The sequence below is a fragment of the Pseudomonas sp. PB106 genome (assembly GCF_009764645.1).
In the GTDB taxonomy this organism is placed as follows: domain Bacteria; phylum Pseudomonadota; class Gammaproteobacteria; order Pseudomonadales; family Pseudomonadaceae; genus Aquipseudomonas.
In genome coordinates, this window is the sequence record NZ_RWIM01000026.1 from 19,084 (window position 1) to 36,558 (window position 17,475).

16 protein-coding genes are annotated in these 17,475 nt (G+C 59.4%); 11 read left to right on the plus strand and 5 right to left on the minus strand.

What is annotated here, in order from left to right:
- The first annotated feature begins 3 nt into the window (after positions 1 to 3).
- The 4 genes from EJA71_RS04975 to EJA71_RS04990 all read left to right on the plus strand — a co-directional run bounded on the left by EJA71_RS04975 (position 4) and on the right by EJA71_RS04990 (position 3,877).
- Positions 4 to 660: an alginate O-acetyltransferase AlgF gene (locus EJA71_RS04975; RefSeq protein ID WP_007914291.1), complete on the plus strand. Its 657-nt coding sequence runs from the start codon at positions 4 to 6 to the stop codon at positions 658 to 660.
- 206 nt (positions 661 to 866) lie between these two features.
- Positions 867 to 2,318: a mannose-1-phosphate guanylyltransferase/mannose-6-phosphate isomerase gene (locus tag EJA71_RS04980; protein WP_158954830.1), complete on the plus strand. Its 1,452-nt coding sequence runs from the start codon at positions 867 to 869 to the stop codon at positions 2,316 to 2,318.
- A 234-nt stretch (positions 2,319 to 2,552) separates the two neighbouring features.
- Positions 2,553 to 3,017: a multidrug transporter gene (locus EJA71_RS04985; protein ID WP_158954832.1), complete on the plus strand. Its 465-nt coding sequence runs from the start codon at positions 2,553 to 2,555 to the stop codon at positions 3,015 to 3,017.
- Positions 3,018 to 3,052: 35 nt separating this feature from the next.
- Positions 3,053 to 3,877 (plus strand): SDR family oxidoreductase, encoded by an 825-nt coding sequence (locus tag EJA71_RS04990; RefSeq protein WP_158954834.1) that lies wholly within the window; start codon positions 3,053 to 3,055, stop codon positions 3,875 to 3,877.
- A 117-nt stretch (positions 3,878 to 3,994) separates the two neighbouring features.
- Here EJA71_RS04990 and EJA71_RS04995 read toward each other — a convergent pair whose 3' ends face one another.
- Entirely contained in the window at positions 3,995 to 4,876 is an 882-nt protein-coding gene (locus EJA71_RS04995) for a LysR family transcriptional regulator (protein ID WP_158954836.1), read from the minus strand.
- Positions 4,877 to 4,986: 110 nt separating this feature from the next.
- On the opposite strand from EJA71_RS04995, the gene EJA71_RS05000 reads away from it, so the two are divergent.
- Positions 4,987 to 6,357, plus strand: coding sequence for an MFS transporter (locus tag EJA71_RS05000; protein WP_158954838.1), 1,371 nt, complete (start codon positions 4,987 to 4,989; stop codon positions 6,355 to 6,357).
- Positions 6,354 to 6,752 carry a DUF4440 domain-containing protein gene (locus EJA71_RS05005; RefSeq protein WP_158954840.1) on the plus strand — a complete coding sequence of 133 codons (399 nt, stop codon included), beginning with the start codon at positions 6,354 to 6,356 and terminating at the stop codon, positions 6,750 to 6,752. The genes EJA71_RS05000 and EJA71_RS05005 overlap by 4 nt, the downstream gene beginning before the upstream one ends.
- A gap of 132 nt (positions 6,753 to 6,884) precedes the next feature.
- Here EJA71_RS05005 and EJA71_RS05010 read toward each other — a convergent pair whose 3' ends face one another.
- The 4 genes from EJA71_RS05010 to EJA71_RS05025 form a co-directional block, all read right to left on the minus strand.
- Positions 6,885 to 7,751 (minus strand): HlyD family secretion protein, encoded by an 867-nt coding sequence (locus EJA71_RS05010; protein ID WP_158954842.1) that lies wholly within the window; start codon positions 7,749 to 7,751, stop codon positions 6,885 to 6,887.
- A gap of 10 nt (positions 7,752 to 7,761) precedes the next feature.
- Positions 7,762 to 7,962: a DUF1656 domain-containing protein gene (locus EJA71_RS05015; RefSeq protein ID WP_007914106.1), complete on the minus strand. Its 201-nt coding sequence runs from the start codon at positions 7,960 to 7,962 to the stop codon at positions 7,762 to 7,764.
- Positions 7,952 to 10,144, minus strand: a complete 2,193-nt coding sequence (locus EJA71_RS05020) for an FUSC family protein (protein ID WP_158954844.1) — start codon at positions 10,142 to 10,144, stop codon at positions 7,952 to 7,954. The genes EJA71_RS05015 and EJA71_RS05020 overlap by 11 nt, the downstream gene beginning before the upstream one ends.
- 140 nt (positions 10,145 to 10,284) lie before the next feature.
- Positions 10,285 to 11,784, minus strand: coding sequence for an efflux transporter outer membrane subunit (locus tag EJA71_RS05025; protein WP_158954846.1), 1,500 nt, complete (start codon positions 11,782 to 11,784; stop codon positions 10,285 to 10,287).
- Positions 11,785 to 12,058: 274 nt separating this feature from the next.
- Here EJA71_RS05025 and EJA71_RS05030 point away from each other — a divergent pair, with 274 nt between their 5' ends.
- The 5 genes from EJA71_RS05030 (at position 12,059) to EJA71_RS05050 (ending at position 17,460) form a co-directional block, all read left to right on the plus strand.
- On the plus strand, positions 12,059 to 13,027 hold the full coding sequence (locus EJA71_RS05030) for a LysR family transcriptional regulator (protein WP_122595079.1): 969 nt from the start codon (positions 12,059 to 12,061) through the stop codon (positions 13,025 to 13,027).
- Positions 13,028 to 13,443: 416 nt separating this feature from the next.
- Entirely contained in the window at positions 13,444 to 13,812 is a 369-nt protein-coding gene (locus EJA71_RS05035) for a DUF6124 family protein (RefSeq protein ID WP_158954848.1), read from the plus strand.
- A gap of 248 nt (positions 13,813 to 14,060) precedes the next feature.
- The gene (locus EJA71_RS05040; protein ID WP_158954850.1) at positions 14,061 to 14,522 is read left to right on the plus strand and encodes a hypothetical protein; all 462 of its coding nucleotides are present in this window, start codon (positions 14,061 to 14,063) and stop codon (positions 14,520 to 14,522) included.
- A gap of 1,305 nt (positions 14,523 to 15,827) precedes the next feature.
- Positions 15,828 to 16,802, plus strand: coding sequence for a D-glycerate dehydrogenase (locus EJA71_RS05045; protein ID WP_158954852.1), 975 nt, complete (start codon positions 15,828 to 15,830; stop codon positions 16,800 to 16,802).
- A gap of 148 nt (positions 16,803 to 16,950) precedes the next feature.
- The gene (locus EJA71_RS05050) at positions 16,951 to 17,460 is read left to right on the plus strand and encodes a DUF2165 domain-containing protein (protein WP_158954854.1); all 510 of its coding nucleotides are present in this window, start codon (positions 16,951 to 16,953) and stop codon (positions 17,458 to 17,460) included.
- Positions 17,461 to 17,475 lie beyond the last annotated feature (15 nt).

Here is a 17,475-nt window from a genome sequence, read left to right on the forward strand (position 1 = left end):
ACCATGACTTTCACTACTACTCCTCGTCGTCTCGCTAAAAGCTTCGCACTGGTTGCTGGTCTCAGTGTGCTTTCCGTCCCAGCCTTTGCCGGTGGCGACGCCGCGCTCTACGGTCCGACCGCACCGAAAGGCTCGACCTTTGTGCGTGTCTACAACGCCAGCAACGCTGAAGTCAGCGCGACTGTCGGCAGCACCAACCTGAGCGATGTTGCGCCACTGGCCAGCAGCGACTTCAGCTTCATGCCGGGCGGTGACTACAGCGCCAAGGTCGGCAGCCAGACCCTGCCGGTGAAACTCGCCGGTGACCATTACTACACCCTGGTCAACAACGCTTCCGGCGCGCCGCAACTGATCGAAGAGCCGCCGTTCAAAAACAAGCAGAAATCTTTGGTGCGCGTGCAGAACCTCAGCGACAAGCCACTGACCCTGAAGACCGCCGACGGCAAGACCGACGTGGTGCCGAACGTGGCCGCCAAGGGCCGTGGCGAACGTGAAATCAACCCGGTGAAAGTCAGCCTGGCGCTGTACGAAGGTGACAAGAAAGTCGGCGACGTAAAACCGGTCGCCCTGGAGCGCGGTGAAGCCGCAGTGCTGTACGTCACCGGCAGCGGCAGCAGCCTGTCGCCAGTCTGGGTAAAACGCCCGGTTTCGACCCGCTAACAAATTCCCGATGAGACGCTGATCCCTGTAGGAGCTGCGGCACGCTGCGATCTTTTGACTTTGTTTTTAAAGATCAAGATCAACAGATCGCAGCCTTCGGCAGCTCCTACAGGGGAATGCGGCGGCCTCTCGGTACGAGACAAAAACAAGAGTGAAACGACACAGCGTTCGTGCCTCTAACCAATCGATTTTATGGAGTAAACAATATGATTCCGGTGATCTTGTCAGGTGGTAGCGGTTCACGTCTTTGGCCGCTTTCGCGTAAGCAGTTCCCTAAGCAATTCCTCGCCCTGACCGGCGAACACACGCTGTTCCAGCAGACCCTCGAGCGTCTGGTGTTCGAAGGCATGGACACCCCGATCGTGGTCTGCAACAAGGATCACCGTTTTATCGTCAACGAGCAGTTGGCCAATCGCAATCTGGAATGCCAGCGCATCCTCATGGAACCGTTCGGTCGCAATACCGCGCCCGCCGTGGCGCTGACCGCGATGATGCTGGTCAATGAAGGGCGTGACGAACTGATGCTGGTGCTGCCGGCCGACCACGTACTGGAAGACCAGAAAGCCCTGCAACGCGCCCTCGCCCTCGCCACTGTCGCTGCCGAGAACGGCGAAATGGTGCTGTTCGGCGTGCCGGCGACCAAACCGGAAACCGGTTACGGCTACATCAAATCCACCGGCGATTCGCTGCTGCCCGAAGGCGTCAGCCGCGTCTCGCACTTCGTCGAAAAACCCGACGTCAAGCGTGCCACCGAGTACGTTGCGTCCGGCGGTTACTACTGGAACAGCGGCATGTTCCTGTTCCGCGCCAGCCGCTTCCTCGAAGAGCTGAAAAAGCATGATCCGGACATCTACGACACCTGCCTGCTGACCCTTGAGCGCAGCGAGCAGGACAACGACACCGTGACCTTCGACGAAGCCACCTTCGCCTGCTGCCCGGACAACTCCATCGACTATTCCGTGATGGAAAAAACCCAGCGCGCCTGCGTCGTGCCACTGACTGCTGGCTGGAGCGATGTCGGCTGCTGGTCGTCGCTGTGGGAAGTCAACGAGAAAGACGCCAACGGCAACGTCAGCAAAGGCGACGTGGTCATCCAGGACAGCAAGAACTGCATGATCCACGGCAACGGCAAACTGGTGTCGGTGATCGGTCTGGAAAACATCGTCGTGGTCGAAACCAAAGACGCCATGATGATTGCCCACAAGGACTCGGTTCAGGGCGTCAAGCAGATGGTCAACACGCTCAATGAGCAGGGCCGCAGCGAAACCCAGAACCACTGCGAAGTCTATCGTCCGTGGGGCTCGTACGACTCGGTGGACATGGGCGGGCGTTTCCAGGTCAAGCACATCTCGGTGAAACCGGGCGCATGCCTGTCGCTGCAGATGCACCACCACCGTGCCGAACATTGGATCGTGGTCAGCGGCACCGCTGAAGTAACCTGCGATGAAAACGTGTTCCTGCTCTGCGAAAACCAGTCGACCTACATCCCGATCGCCTCGGTGCATCGCCTGCGCAACCCGGGCAAGATCCCGCTGGAAATCATCGAAGTTCAGTCGGGTTCGTACCTGGGCGAAGACGATATCGAACGCTTCGAGGATATCTACGGTCGCTCCACCCCGATCGAACGCGGCGTGTCGGTGAAAACCATCGCGCAGTGATCGATCTGCAATAAGAAGCCCCCGTCCAGCCCACTGCGTCCCCTATCCGCAGCGGGTTGGGCGGGGGCTTTTTTTAGAAGCGAAAGATCGCAGCCTGCGGCAGCTCCTACAGGGCAAACGCGTCCCAACTGTAGGAGCTGCCGCAGGCTGCGATCTTTTGACTTTGCCCTTCCCATCGCCAACCTCACCTACGCTTAGGTAGGATGACCCTCTCTCTTCTCGAGGTTGTGCGACATGTTCATCGGCATTTTGCTGGTCATCACCTGGTTGATCCTGCTGTTGCGCTACCCGGCCAAGGCGTTGCCGGTTTCCGTTGCGGCGGCGATTGGCCTGGGTTTTGTGGCCATGTGGGTGGTGTGGCTGGACAACCGCGAGATCAAACAACTGGCGCGCCTTGAGATGCGTATTGCTTACGACCCGGAGCAATGCCCGGCGGATCGTCCGCTGCAACTGAAAATGAAAAACGCCAACGACGTGCCCCTGACCGAGCTGCGCTGGCGCATTGCAGCCTATGCGCCGGGTGACACCGTCAATCTGGCCGACAATCAATACACCGCCCCGCGCTATCGCGGTCCCGGCGAACTGCAAGCCGGCGGCGAATGGGAAGACTGCCTGCCGATGCCTCCGCTGCGCCCCGGTTATCGCCCGCAAACCCTGGAGTTTCGCGCCGAGCGCTTGCAGGGTAGTTTCTCCGACTGATCCCCTCCCCCAATTTGCTGCACAAGGAATGCGCCATGCCCGTTGCGTTGATTACCGGTTGTTCCAGCGGCATCGGCCGCGCCCTCGCCGATGCATTCAAAGTCGCCGGCTACGAGGTTTGGGCCAGTGCGCGCAAAAGCGAAGACGTCGCCGCCCTTAGCGCTGCCGGATTCACCGCCGTGCAACTGGACGTCAATGACGGCACCGCGCTGGAACAACTCGCCGAGCGCATCAACCAGCAACACGGCGGCCTCGATGTGCTGATCAACAATGCTGGCTACGGTGCCATGGGCCCGCTGCTCGACGGCGGTGTGGCGGCGATGCAGCGCCAGTTCGAAACCAACGTGTTCTCGATTGTCGGCGTCACTCGCGCGCTGTTTCCAGTCCTACGCCGGGCCAAGGGGCTGGTGGTGAATATCGGCAGCGTGTCCGGCGTTTTGGTCACGCCATTCGCCGGAGCTTACTGCGCTTCAAAAGCCGCGGTACATGCGTTGAGCGATGCCTTGCGCATGGAGTTGGCGCCGTTCGGCATTCGCGTGATGGAAGTGCAGCCGGGGGCGATTCAATCGAGCTTCGCCAAGAACGCCGGGCATGAGGCCGAGCAGCTGATCAACGAACAATCGCCATGGTTTCCGCTGCGTGAAGGGATCCGCGCCAGAGCCAAGGCCTCACAGGACAAACCCACGCCGGCCAGCGAGTTTGCTGCTGAGTTGCTGAAGGCCGTGCAGCAGAGCAAACCGCCACGGCTGATCCGCATCGGCAATGGCAGCCGCGCATTGCCATTGTTGGCGGCGCTGTTACCCAAGGGCTTGCTGGAATCAACGTTGATGAAGCGGTTCGGCTTGCGCGTAAAGCTCTGAACTAGAGTCGACACCTTCGCGAGCAAGCTCGCTCCCACATTGGCTATCGGTCACACCGAAGATCTCCTGTGGGAGCGAGCTTGCTCGCGAAGAGGCCAGAAAATACACCTCAAACCCTCAGCCCCAACCTTTCATGAAATCGATGAACGCCCGCACCTTCAGCGGCAGATGCCGGGTGTCCGGGTACAACGCGTACACCCCTTGCTGCGCAAAGCGATGATCCGCCAGCAAACGCGTTAAGCGCCCGGCATCCAGATCGTCCTGAATCAGCCATTGCGGCAAAATCGCCACACCTTGCCCGGTCAGCGCAAACGCCCTGAGCGTCGCCGAGTTGTCCGCGACAATCGCAGTGGTGCCCGGTTTTGGCTGGTAGCAATGCTCTGCACCATGCGGATCGGTGACGGTCATTTCCGGCACCCGCCCATGCCCCAATGTCGGCATCGACTCTAGGGTTGCCAGCGTCGCGACCGGGGCAAAACGCTCAATCAGACCCGGCGCGGCCACCGCAAACACTTCGAATGTCGACAACTGCACCGCCCGCAAATTGGAGTCGTGCATGCGCCCCAGACGAATCGCCATGTCGAACCGTTCGGAGATCAGATCGGCATGGGTCGAAGACGTCGACAGATGAATATTCAGCTGGGGCTGCTGCTGGCGAAACACCTCCAGCGCCGGCACCACTTGGGCCAAGGCAAACTCCACGGTGGTGGTGATGCGCAACGTGCCCTTGAGCTGCGAATGCTCCGAACGCGCTTCTTCGATCGCCAGCCGTGCTTCGTCCAAGGTGCGCAGACAGCGCCGATAAAACCGTTCGCCTGCATCGGTCAGCGCCAGTTGGCGGGTGTTGCGGGTGAGCAAGGTCACCCCCAGTTCTTCCTCCAGGCGCTTGAGATTGAAGCTCACCACCGCGCGCGTCTGGCCCAGCGTTTCGGCGGCAGCGGTCAACGAACCGGCCTCGACCACGGCTTTGAAGGTGTCAAAACGGTCCAGGCTGACCATGCTCAGGGGCGCTCCTTGTCAAAATAATTTTGACAAACTAGCAGCCAAACCAGCGTTTTCCTATGGCTAAAAGCGCCCTACCCTGCACGTCTCATCACAGGGAAGTTGCCATGGCTTATCGCTCGAAAGTCGCGCTCGTGTATCTGCTGGGTTTCGCCCTCGACCTGCTCAACATGTTCGTCGCCAGCATTGCCTACCCGGACATTGCTCAGCAATTACACGCCTCGGTGACGCAACTGGCGTGGATCACCAACGCCTACATGCTCGGCCTGACGCTGGTGATTCCGCTGAGCGTGTGGCTGGCGACACGGGTGGGCGAGCGGCGGCTGATCCTCGCTTCATTGCTGTTGTTCGGCATTGGCTCGGCACTGGTGGCGCAGGCCGGATCGATTGAAAGCCTGATCGGCTGGCGACTGCTGCAAGGGCTGGGTGGCGGGTTGCTGCTGCCGATCGGTCAGGCACTGGCCTATCGACAATTTCCGCCGGCGCAGCGTGCGCACTTTACCGGCGTGGTGTTGCTGGTAGCGCTGCTGGTGCCGGCACTCTCGCCAGCGGCCGGTGGACTGATTGTGCAGGCGTTGTCGTGGCGCTGGATTTTCTATCTGAATTTACCGGTCGCGTTATTGGCTTTCGCGCTCGGTGCGTTCTGGCTGAAACCTGATCTACCCAATGATGAGCGCCCGACGCTGGACGCCCGTGGCCTGCTGCTGGCGGCGTCGGCTCTGAGTCTGTTGCTGATTGCCGTCAGTCTGCTGAGCGCCGCCGACAGCCGAATGATCGGCGCGGTTGTCCTGATACTTGGCGCGCTCACGTTGTGTTTCTACCTGCGCGATGGCTGGCGTAAACCCGGCGCCATACTCGATCTGCAACTGATCAAGAATCCGTCACTGCGCTTGGCAATGCTGATTTATTTATGTGTACCGGGCGTGTTCACCGGCACCCAAATGATTGCCGTGTTGTACCTGCACAACCTCGGCGTCGGCGCCGCACCAATCGGTGCGCTGATGTTGCCGTGGGCCGCCGGTTCTGGCGTGGCGATCATGCTCGGCAAACGCAGTTTCAATCGCCTCGGGCCCAAGCCATTGCTCAGCGCCGGCATGCTCCTGCAATGCATCGGCATCGTTCTGTTGATGCGCATCGAACAACCCGCGAGCACGCCGCTGATCTTCGCCTACGTAATGATGGGCCTGGGCGGCAGCCTGTGCAGCGTCACCGCACAAACACTGGCCTTCGTCGGCATACCGGCGGAAAAAATGGGCCACTCCAGCGCCCTGTGGAACATCAATCGCCAGCTCGGTTTCTGCCTCGGCGCGGCGCTGCTCAGTTCACTGCTGGGCGCCCTCGGCGGCAACGCATTCCACGCCTGTTTTGCCGCTGCCGCGCTGCTCACGCTGATCCCTATGGCCAGTGTTCTGCGCTTTGATTCGACCACTGTGCTCGCGCTGCTGAACCCACATCCTGCTGAGGAAAGATCCACATGACCGATTACGCCGCCTATTTTGAAGAAGTGATTCAGGCTCACGAAGCCATCGAGCGATGGTTTGCCGTGGAGGAAAATGACGTTGCGTTGAGGCAATTGTTGAGCCGGTTTTCGCCAGCGTTTTCGATGACTTCACCGCTGGGCCGGGTCTTGGATTTCGACGCGTTGGCAGCACTGTTTCGAATGGCCGGCGGCAAGAAAAAAGGCTTCCGGATCGAGCTCAGTGAACTCCACGGGATTGCATGGCATGAACACGGTGCGACGGTGAGTTACCGCGAGCGGCAGACCGATGCGAGCGGGCTGCATTCGGATCGGCGGGCGACGGCGGTGTTTGAACTAGACGAATCCGGGCGGGTGGTCTGGCGGCATTTGCAGGAGACGTTTTGTGCTGAGTGATTGATTACCGGTATTGGGCTGATACACCGAGTTGCCCTTATCGCGAGCAGGCTCACTCCTACAGGTGATCTTCGGTGTGACGCAGATCCAGTGTAGGAGTGAGCCTGCTCGCGATGCAGACGACGCGGTTAATCAGTTGTCCACGGAATCTTGCTTCACCACCACCGTGCAAGTAATCCCCGCCGCCAACAAAACACCCTCCGGCACTTCATCAATGTGAATCCGCACCGGCACCCGTTGCGCCAGGCGCACCCAATTGAACGTCGGGTTCACATCGGCGATCAGCTCGCGGCTTTCCGGGTTGTCGCGGTCGTAGATACCACGGGAAATGCTTTCCACATGGCCCTTGAGCACTTCGCCGCTCATCAACTGCATGTCGGCTTTATCACCGACTTTGACGTGCGGCAGTTTGGTCTCTTCGAAAAAGCCGTAAACCCAGAACGAATTCATGTCGACCACGGCCATTTTCGCCTCGCCGATGCGCGCGTAATCACCGCGATGCACATTGAGGTTGGTCACGTAGCCGTCGACCGCCGCACGCACTTCGGTGCGTTTGAGGTTGAGTTCGGCGGCTTCCAGTTGCGCTTGGGCGTGCTGGTAATCGGCGAGCGCGGCGTCGGCGATGTTGCTGGCGTCATCGCGGTTTTCCTTGGAGATCACCAGGTTGTCGAGGTCGGCGCGGCGGTGGGCGTTGACCTTGCGCATCTCCCACGTCGACTTGCGCGAAGCGACCAGCGACTGCGCTTGCTTGACCGCGATGCGGTAATGCTCGGGGTCGATCTGCATGAGCAGATCGCCCTTCTTCACCAGTTGGTTGTCGCGCACCGGCACGTCGATCACCTCACCGGTGACGTCGGCGGCAACGTTGATGATGTCGGCACGCACGCGACCATCACGGGTCCACGGCGTGTTCATGTAGTGCTCCCACAACGTGCGGCCGATCCACAGCGCCAGGGCCAGCACCAGCAGGGTCGCGAGCAGGCTGAAAAACTTTTTCATCGGGACGTTCTCAACGGTAGACAGTCAGCGCCATGGCGCCGAACAGACAGGTAAACAGACTCAAGCGCAGCAGCGCCGGGTGCCAGAAAAAGCGATACAGATCAAACCCCGACAAGAACCGGTCCACCGCCCAGGCCAATGCCGCTGCGATGAAAAACATCAAAGTCATGGTCGGCATGTACACGCCGTGGAAAGCGATTTCACGAGGCATGGGCAAGTCCTTCGGGCTTGGCGACGGCGAACGCGGCGAGCGGTGATTGCGGGTCGAGCAGCGAGGTACGGATGAAGTGCAGATAGCTCTTGACCCGGCGCAATGCGGAGGTATCGAAGTGCGGCGCGAATGGCTCGTCGGTCGCCGCCACGCGACTGATCGCGTGATCGACCGCCACCAGTGCGCGCTCCAGATTGCTCGCGTTCGGCTGCAAAAACAGGCGCACCAGTGCACGGCCCATCACGCGGATTGCCTGGCGCCACGGCTGCGATTCGGCATAGGCCGGGTGCACCGGCAGGATCGCCTGTTCCTTGCGCAATTCGATGATCGCGTGACCGACTTCGAGCACCACGAACATCCAGCGCAGCAGGTTTTTCTGCACCTTTGGTTCACCGGCAGCGAGACCGTAAGCCTGATGCAGCAAATCGCGGGTGCGGCTCTCGAAGCTTGAAGCGAGCCCTTTGAGTTTGCCGCTGATTGCATAGACCACTTGCCCACGCAGATCCTGCTCCAGGCGCTTCCACAACCAGCGGCTGTTCGGCGGCAAAATAATCGCGCCCGCAGCGGCGCAGACCAGCATGCCCATGACCATGGCGATGTAGTCGTTGATGAAGGTGTAAGGGTTGTAGATCGTCAGGTTGTCCGGCACTGAACCGGTACTGAAAAAGATCAGCAAACCGAGGCCGACACCGGCGTATTGCGGCCGCGAGGTGAGGAACGAACCGAGTACGATCACCGGTGCGAGCATCACGCACAGCAGCGGGAAACCGTCGATCCACGGGAAGATGAAAAACATCTCGACGAAGCCGATCAGCGCACCGAGGAAGGTCCCGCACGCCATCTGAAATGCCATACGTTTCGGGTTCGGCGTGGCGGCGGAGAGGCCCACGGTGGCGGCCGCAATCAGGGTCATCGTCGCGCCACTTGGCCACGCGGTCGCGACCCAATAACTGCCCAGCACCACGAGAATGAACGAGGCGCGAATCCCCGATGCCGCTGCTGCCCACCAGTTGGTTTGCGGGGTGAACGGCTCGTCCCAGCGCTCGCGTTCATGGCGGTGATCGGCCAGGGAGGCGTGAGTCTGTGCGTAACTGTGCAGGTCGTCGACGAAGCGATAGAGCAACTCGTAAGCGGTGTGAAAATCCAGTTGCTCGGCTTCGCTCGGATCAGTGTCCTGAAAGATTCCGCGCAGGGTTCGCACGCGTGCCGGCAGGCCTTCCTTGTAGCTCGCCAGCGCTGTCGCCAAGCGTGCAGCATCGGGGCTGGTCAGGGCGCGACCGCTGAAACCGTCGAGCACTTCGGCGAGATCTTGCAAGCCCGGCCTGATCGCCGCGACCACGTGTTCCTCGCCATTAACGCGTAGGCGTTCAAGCAACTGATGCAAAGCGTTGAAGCGTGTGGTGATGCCCATGAACTCGCTGTTCAAACGACTCAAGCGGCCGTTGCGCCGGCGCATGTGCGGGTCTTCGAACACGGTCACACTGCGCAAGCCTTCCAGCCCCACCGCTTCGGCGATGAAGCGCACGTTGCTCGCCTCGAAAGACTCGGCTTTGCTGCGCCCGCGCAGGCCATCGGTGACGAACAGCGCGAACACGCCAAAGCGCTGATACAAAGCGTTGCGCATGGCGGCGCTGGCGGTTTGCGGGAGGATCGCGGCGCTGATCAGCGTCGAGCAGAGAATGCCCAATGAGATTTCCAGCACGCGCCACACTGCTGCCATAAAGGCGCCGTCCGGATGCGCCAGTGCCGGCAAACCGACCATCGCCGCGGTGTAGCCGGCAAGGACAAAACCGTAAGCGCGAAAGTTACGGCAACGTGCGGCACCGGCCGAGCAGATGCCAACCCAGATCGCCAACGAGCCGAGGAACAGTTCAGTGTTCTGTGCAAATAACGCAATCAGCGTGACCATCATCGCCGAGCCGGCCAACGTGCCAAGGAAGCGATAGAAACTCTTGGCAAACACCTGGCCGCTCTGCGGTTGCATGACGATAAACACGGTGATCATCGCCGTGCGTGGCTGCGGCAACTCCAGGCGCATGGCCAGCCACAGCGTGAGGAACGCGGCGATCAACACCTTGAGGATATAGACCCAGGTCACGCCATCACTGCGCGCCCAGTCGAACAAACCCCGGCGCCATTCTAGGGAGTAGAGCCAGCGCAGAGATGCGGGCAAGGGAGTCATTCAAATGTGCTCAAGAATTCAGGCAAGACGCGATCCCTGTAGGAGTGAGCCTGCTCGCGATGGCGATTTCACATCCAACATTTCTGTTGACTGATACACCGCTATCGCGAGCAGGCTCACTCCTACAATTTGATGTGTGTTCAACGCAGGAGGGCCGAGGTTTTCGGCGCTTGGGTTTTCTCGGCCGTCGGCACGTCGTTACCGGCGCCGAGGCCACCACCCAGCGCAGTGACCAACTCGGCATGCGCACTCAACCGCGCCGCCTGCACTTGCTGCTGCACTTGCTGCTGCTTGAACAGCAACGTCTGCGCATTGAGCACGTTGAGGTAATCGGTGAGGCCGCGCTGGTAAGCGATCATCGCGATGTCGTAAGTCTTCTGCGCGGTGGCCACGGATTCGGCGGCGAAGCCCTGTTGCTTGTCCATCGACTCGCGGCGGATCAACTGATCGGAAATGTTCTTCAGCGCATTCACCAGCGTCTGGTTGTAATGCGCCACGGCGATGTCGTAACCGGCGGAGGCTTCACCGAGTTCGGCACGCAAACGCCCGCCGTCGAAGATCGGCAGCGAAATCGCCGGGCCGACGTTGTAGTTGAGTTTCTTGCCGGTCAAAAACTCCAGCGCGCCACCGCCGGTGGCCATGTAACCGAGACTGCCGACCAGATCGACATTGGGATAAAACCCGGCGTGCGCCACGTCGATGCCGCGTGCCTGCGCCGCGACCTGCCAGCGACTGGCGACCACGTCCGGACGCTGGCCGAGCAGTTCGGCGGGCAATGCCGACGGCAGTTTCAACGCAGCGCCGAGAGACAGGGTCGGGCGCTGCAACTGCGTGCCCTCGCCCGGCCCTTTACCGGCCAACGCTGCCAACTGATTGCGACTGAGGGCAATCTCTTCGTCCAGCGCATCGATTTGCCGATGGGTTTCCGGCAGCGGCGTCTCGGCCTGGCTGACTTCGAAATGCGTACCGATCCCGCCGTTCAAGCGCTTCTGCGCCAGATCGAGAATCTGCCGTTGCTGCTTGAGCGTCGCCGCGACGATGTCGCGCTGGGCGTAATGCAGCGACAGTTCGATGTAGGCGCGGACGATGTTGTTCTGCAGTTCAAGCTGCGCCAGCCGTGCTTCAGCGGCGCTCATGTGCGCCAGATCTACCGCCCGTTCGCTGCTATTGGTTTCGCGGCCCCAGAGGTCGAGGGCATAGCTGAAACCGAGCGCGGCGTTGTTGTCCCACGTCGTGGTGTTGGCCAGATCGCCCGGGCCGTAGAACTGATCGGTCGGCCAGTTGTGCCGTTTGAGCGTCGATTCGCCGTTGATCTGCAACGACTCCGCCGCCTCGGCAACACCGGCCAAGGCTTTGGCCTGACGCACTCGCGCCGCCGCCATGGCCATGCTCGGGCTGCCCTGCACGGCGAGGTCGATCCAGCGATTGAGTTGCGGGTCGCCGTAGGCTTGCCACCATTGCGCGGTGGGCCAGTTGGCGTCACGGGCAGCGTGGGCGATGGCGTCATCGGTGGCCAGTGAGTTGGCCTCCAGCGCGTTGCCTTGCGGGGCAATTCCGTCAGTTGAGATGCAGCCGCTTAGACCCAGGGTAAAAGCCAGAACACTGAGCGGCAAAAGCGCTCTGTTGATGCGACGCGGCACAGCTGCGAATTCCTGAGAGAGGGGTAGATCGAGGATCCTTGTAGGAGCTGCCGAAGGCTGCGATCTTTGATCTTGATTCCCTTAAAACAAAATCAAAAGATCGCAGCCTTCGGCAGCTCCTACAGGGATCGGCGCAATTCTATGGAAGGCCCTGTGCGGCGATAAGCTGGGATTTCTGTGAATCTTTGTTACGGTTAACGAGATAATCCCTTGGTCGGGGGTCTCGCCCCTGAAACTTCGTGTCACAATTTGCCATCTCCCTTGAGAGCACCCCATGGACACTTTGCAAAACATGCGCGCCTTCAGTTGTGTCGCCGAAGCCGGCAGCTTCACCGCCGCCGCCGTGCAACTCGACACCACCACCGCCAACGTCTCGCGCGCGGTCTCCAACCTGGAAGCCCACCTGCAAACCCGCTTGCTCAACCGCACCACGCGACGCATCGCCCTCACCGAGGCGGGCAAACGCTACCTGCTGCGCTGCGAGCAGATCCTCGCCTACGTCGAAGAAGCCGAAGCCGAAGCCAGCGACGCCCACGCCCGCCCGGCCGGACAACTGAAAGTGCACACCATGACCGGCATCGGCCAGCACTTCGTCATCGACGCCATCGCCCGCTACCGCAAGACCCACCCGGACGTGACCTTCGACCTGACCCTGGCCAACCGCGTGCCGGACTTGCTCGACGAGGGCTACGACGTGTCCATCGTGCTCGCCAGCGAACTGCCCGATTCGGGCTTCGTCTCGCAACGCCTGGGCATCACCTACAGCATCGTCTGCGCCTCCCCGGCCTACGTGAAAGCCAATGGCGCCGCGCAAAAGCCCAGCGACCTGCTCAACCACGCCTGCCTGCGTCTGGTCAGCCCGGTGATCCCGCTGGAGAAATGGGCCTTCGACGGCCCGGAAGGCCAGGAAGTGGTCACCATCAACAGCTCGCCATTCCTGGTGAACTCCGCCGACGCGATGAAAACCGCGATCATCAGCGGCATGGGTTTGGGCGTGCTGCCGGTGTACGCGGCGATTGAAGGTTTGCGCAACGGCACGCTGGTGCGGGTGATGCCGAACTACCGCTCGCAGGAATTGAACCTGTACGCGATCTACCCGTCGCGGCAGTACCTGGATGCGAAGATCAAGACCTGGGTTGAGTATTTGCGCGGGTCGTTGCCGGAAATTCTCGCCGCACACCAAGCCGAACTGGCCGCCTACGAACTCAGCGGCAGTCTCGCCGGCGCCCGGGTCGCCAACTGATTTTTTAAACACACCACGCCCGTGTAGGAGCTGCCGCAGGCTGCGATCTTTTGATCTTGCCGTTTAATCAAAAGATCGTCCGAACGCGGCCCGAGCCTACGGCAGCTCCTACACACCGGGGATTTCGCGGATATTTCCGACAGGTTTTGACGGTTGTCCGTCGGAAGTGCGGTGGCTAGGATCTGGGGGTCGCTGACACATCAGCGACCGGGTCTGGAAAACCCGCAGGATCACAGCACATGACATAATGCCGCGCTTTTTCGGCGCCGATGTTTGTTATGGCGGCTGTACGTGGGAGACCTTCGGGTCTACCGGGTTTGATCCTTTGCCGGTTTTTCCAGTCCGCGTACAGCTGCCACCCTTATCGCCTGGAAAACGAAAGATGGCAGATCCAATTGAATAAAAGGATCTTAGTCATGTTCAAAGTCACACCCAATCCGCCCGAAGCGGACGACACCACACCCTACGAATTCCCCGGCTCAAAGAAATTCCACGACGCCGCCGAACGCGCCCTCGACCACTACCTCAAACCCAACGCCACCACCCTCAGATTCCACAAACCCAGCACCATGTTCCAGATCACCCCCGATCAGGACAACGAAACCCTGTTGGCCCACGCCTGCGAATCCCTCGCCTCCGCCAGCATCATGACCAGCGACATCGCCGCCTACGTCGACCCACCACAGCGCCATACGATTCTGGCCATCCAGCAAATCATCATGCTGGCCGAACTGGCGGTGAATCAGGTACTGGATAACGTCGAAACCCGCCAACCCCAACACTGACCTTCGTGGGACCGAGCCAGCTCGCGAAGGCGTCAGCACCTTCTGCATCGAAGGTTCTAACTAACATCATTCGCGAGCTGCCCTGTCTCCCTCCGTCCTGAGTTTAATTAACCTTTTTTATATTACTCATCGAACACCTATCAATCGCCAATTGATCTATTAAACCTGTCAAACCTGACAGTACCTCTCTGATTACGACCCGTGTTCAATGGGTAACTCATGACTCGATTAACAAGAAGGAGCAAGGTATGTCTATTAACGATTTGAAACTCGATGACCGCAAAAAATCAGGCACGGGCACCATCAAGGCAAAAATCAACAAAGACTACGTTACCGACGAATATGATGGGACCCCCCTCTATTTTTTGACCGACAATGAGATCGTGGTGCTGCGAGCCAGTTACGCTAAGCCGCAATATGGTTCTTTTGAAATCGACTTGAGATTTCATGCAAACATAAAGAAAGGTCGACATGAGTTCAGTACGGAGCATTTTCCCTGTCCGTTCAGTTTCTCCAGGAGAATCGGCTCAGGTATAAAAGGTTACACCTCCGAGAAAAATGCAGGTTTTATAGATATAGAAGACTTCAGCATCGACAAGGGGACTCTCAAAGCTTCGTTCAACTTCACTTTTACAGACTTCGATACAGATCAAGTGCATCAGGTTCACGACGGCTCCATCGATGTCCAAGGCCTCGAAATCGTTGACTAATAACTGCGTTAATCAAGATCAAAAGATCGCAGCCTTCGGCAGCCTCCTCTACACACGAGGAACGCAAGTTCGGTGCAGCTTTTGATCTTGATCCACAGGCGAGTGTTGGAGAATGGTCGGCTGTAAGGGCGCTATCGCGAGCAGGCTCACTCCTACAATTGGACCGTATGCAATCTGCAAGTCCTTGGTCGGCTGTCAGGCCGCCATCGCTGGCAAGCCAGCTCCCACAGTTGGATTGGGGGTATTCAGTTGGAGGTTGGTCGGCTGGCAGGGCGCTATCGCTGGCAGGCTCACTCCTACAATTGGATCGTATGCAATCTGCAAGTGCTTGGTCGGCTGCCAGGCCGCCTCGCTGGCAAGCCAGCTCCCACAGTTGGATTGGGGGTATTCAGTTGGAGGTTGGTCGGCTGTAAGGGCGCTATCGCGAGCAGGCTCACTCCTACAATTGGACCGTATGCAATCTGCACGATCTTGGTCGGCTGTCAGGCCGCTATCGCTGGCAAGCCAGCTCCCACAGTTGGATTGGGGGTATTCAGTTGGAGGTTGGCCGGCTGTCAGGGCGCTATCGCGAGCAGGCTCACTCCTACAATTGGACCGTATGCAATCTGCAAGATCTTGGTCGGCTGTCAGGCCGCCTCGCTGGCAAGCCAGCTCCCACAGTTGGATTGGGGGTATTCAGTTGGAGGTTGGTCGGCTGGCAGGGCGCTATCGCGAGCAGGCTCACTCCTACAATTGGATCGTATGCAATCTGCAAGTGCTTGGTCGGCTGTCAGGCCGCCATCGCTGGCAAGCCAACTCCCACAAAATCAAGATCAAAAGATCGTCCGATCGCGGCCCGAGCCTTCGGCAGCTCCTACACAACCCCCGCGGCGCAGCCGCCCCACTCCAGGATGAGCGTTAGCTCGGCTTTAGCTTTTGATCTGTAGGGCGACGTCGGAAGGCTGAGTGGAGGGATTGATCCGGGGGTGGGAGCGCAGCGACCGTTTGGCGCAGCCAAACACAGCGAGAGGAGGTGCAGCGAAGCAAACCGTAGGCGCTGCCCCCGGATCGATCCCGCAGCGAAGGAACCCCGAGCCCCAGCGAGCGGGCCGAACGTAGGAGCAAGCCTTTTCGGTTACCTTTTCGGCGTTTGGAAAAGGTGACTCGCCGTAAGGGCGAAACCTTAATCCGCCATCACCCAAAAAACGGATATACACACAAACCCCGAGAACATGGTCGGCCCAGAGGCCGCCAAGCCCCCCAAGACACCCCCAAGACAAAAATGTTAGCTTGCTTGGCATCAAGCCCGAACAAGAGCCAAAAACGATGAAAAAGACTGTCCTGGCCTTCAGCCGCATCACCCCGCCCATGATCGAACGCCTGCAACAGGAATTCGACGTCATCGTCCCCAACCCAAAAGCCGGCGACATCAACGCCCAATTCAACGAAGCCCTGCCCCACGCCCACGGCCTCATCGGCGTCGGCCGCAAACTCGGCCAGGCCCAACTCGAAACCGCAACCCAACTCGAAGTGGTCTCCAGCGTCTCCGTCGGCTACGACAACTACGACCTCGACTACTTCAACCAACGCGGGATCATGCTCACCAACACCCCCGACGTCCTCACCGAAAGCACCGCCGACCTCGCCTTCGCCCTGATCATGAGCAGCGCCCGCCGCGTCGCCGAACTCGACGCCTGGACCAAGGCTGGCCAATGGCAAGCCAGCGTCGGCGCCCCGCTGTTCGGCTGCGACGTGCACGGCAAAACCCTCGGCATCGTCGGCATGGGCAACATCGGCGCTGCCGTCGCCCGCCGTGGTCACTTCGGCTTCAACATGCCGATCATCTACAGTGGCAACAGCCGCAAAACCGATCTCGAACAACAACTCGGCGCACAATTTCGCAGCCTCGACCAACTGCTCGCCGAAGCCGATTTCGTCTGCCTGGTGGTCCCGCTCAGCGACAAGACCCGCCACCTGATCAGCCATCGCGAACTGGCGCTGATGAAGCCGAGCGCGATCCTGGTGAATATTTCCCGTGGCCCGGTCGTCGATGAACCCGCGTTGATCGAAGCCCTGCAAAACAACCGTATTCGCGGCGCCGGCCTGGACGTTTACGAAAAAGAACCGTTGGCCGAGTCGCCGCTGTTCCAACTGAAAAACGCCGTAACCTTGCCGCACATCGGCTCGGCGACGAATGAAACCCGTGAAGCCATGGCCAACCGCGCCCTCGCCAACCTGCGCAGCGCCCTGCTCGGTGAGCGCCCGCAAGACTTGGTCAATCCGCAAGTCTGGCGCGGATAAAACAACAACGGGCAAGTGCAAACATGCACTTGCCCGTTATAACTTCAATACACAACTTGAAATCCAACAGCAGCCCCATCAATACTTCAGCGTTATAAGCTCCCGTCACTATCGAATGAACGGTAGATCGCCATGGAGAGCAATAACCTTGAACAGCCTGACCACAGACAAACTTATCCGCTATAGCAAAGTATTGTTGATGGCTTACATCAGCTTCTTTGGCTTACTGGTAATGATCCATAACTTTTTCGACTACGACTCGAACTACGTATATGTCGCTCATATTCTGAGCATGGATACAACCACGGCCAACGACAACATCATGTACCGGGCGATCGACTCGCCCTACCTGCATCACCGAATCTACTGGTTCATCATCACGATGGAAGTCACCTACACCGTGCTTTGTCTTATGGGAACTTATCACTTGTACCGCAAGATCAATGATTCGGCAGAAGCGTTTCATGAGGCCAAGAAGTTCTCGATCCTGGGAATACTGGTGGCCATCTTCATCTATTACGTATGCCTGCAAACTGTCGGCGTCGAATGGTTTGACATGGACACTTCGCAAGCCTGGAATGCAAAAGACTGGGCACGCCATATTGTTGATTTCATATTCCCCGTGATGATTTACATCACATTGAGAGTCGAGCGCTGAACATCAGCGCTCGCC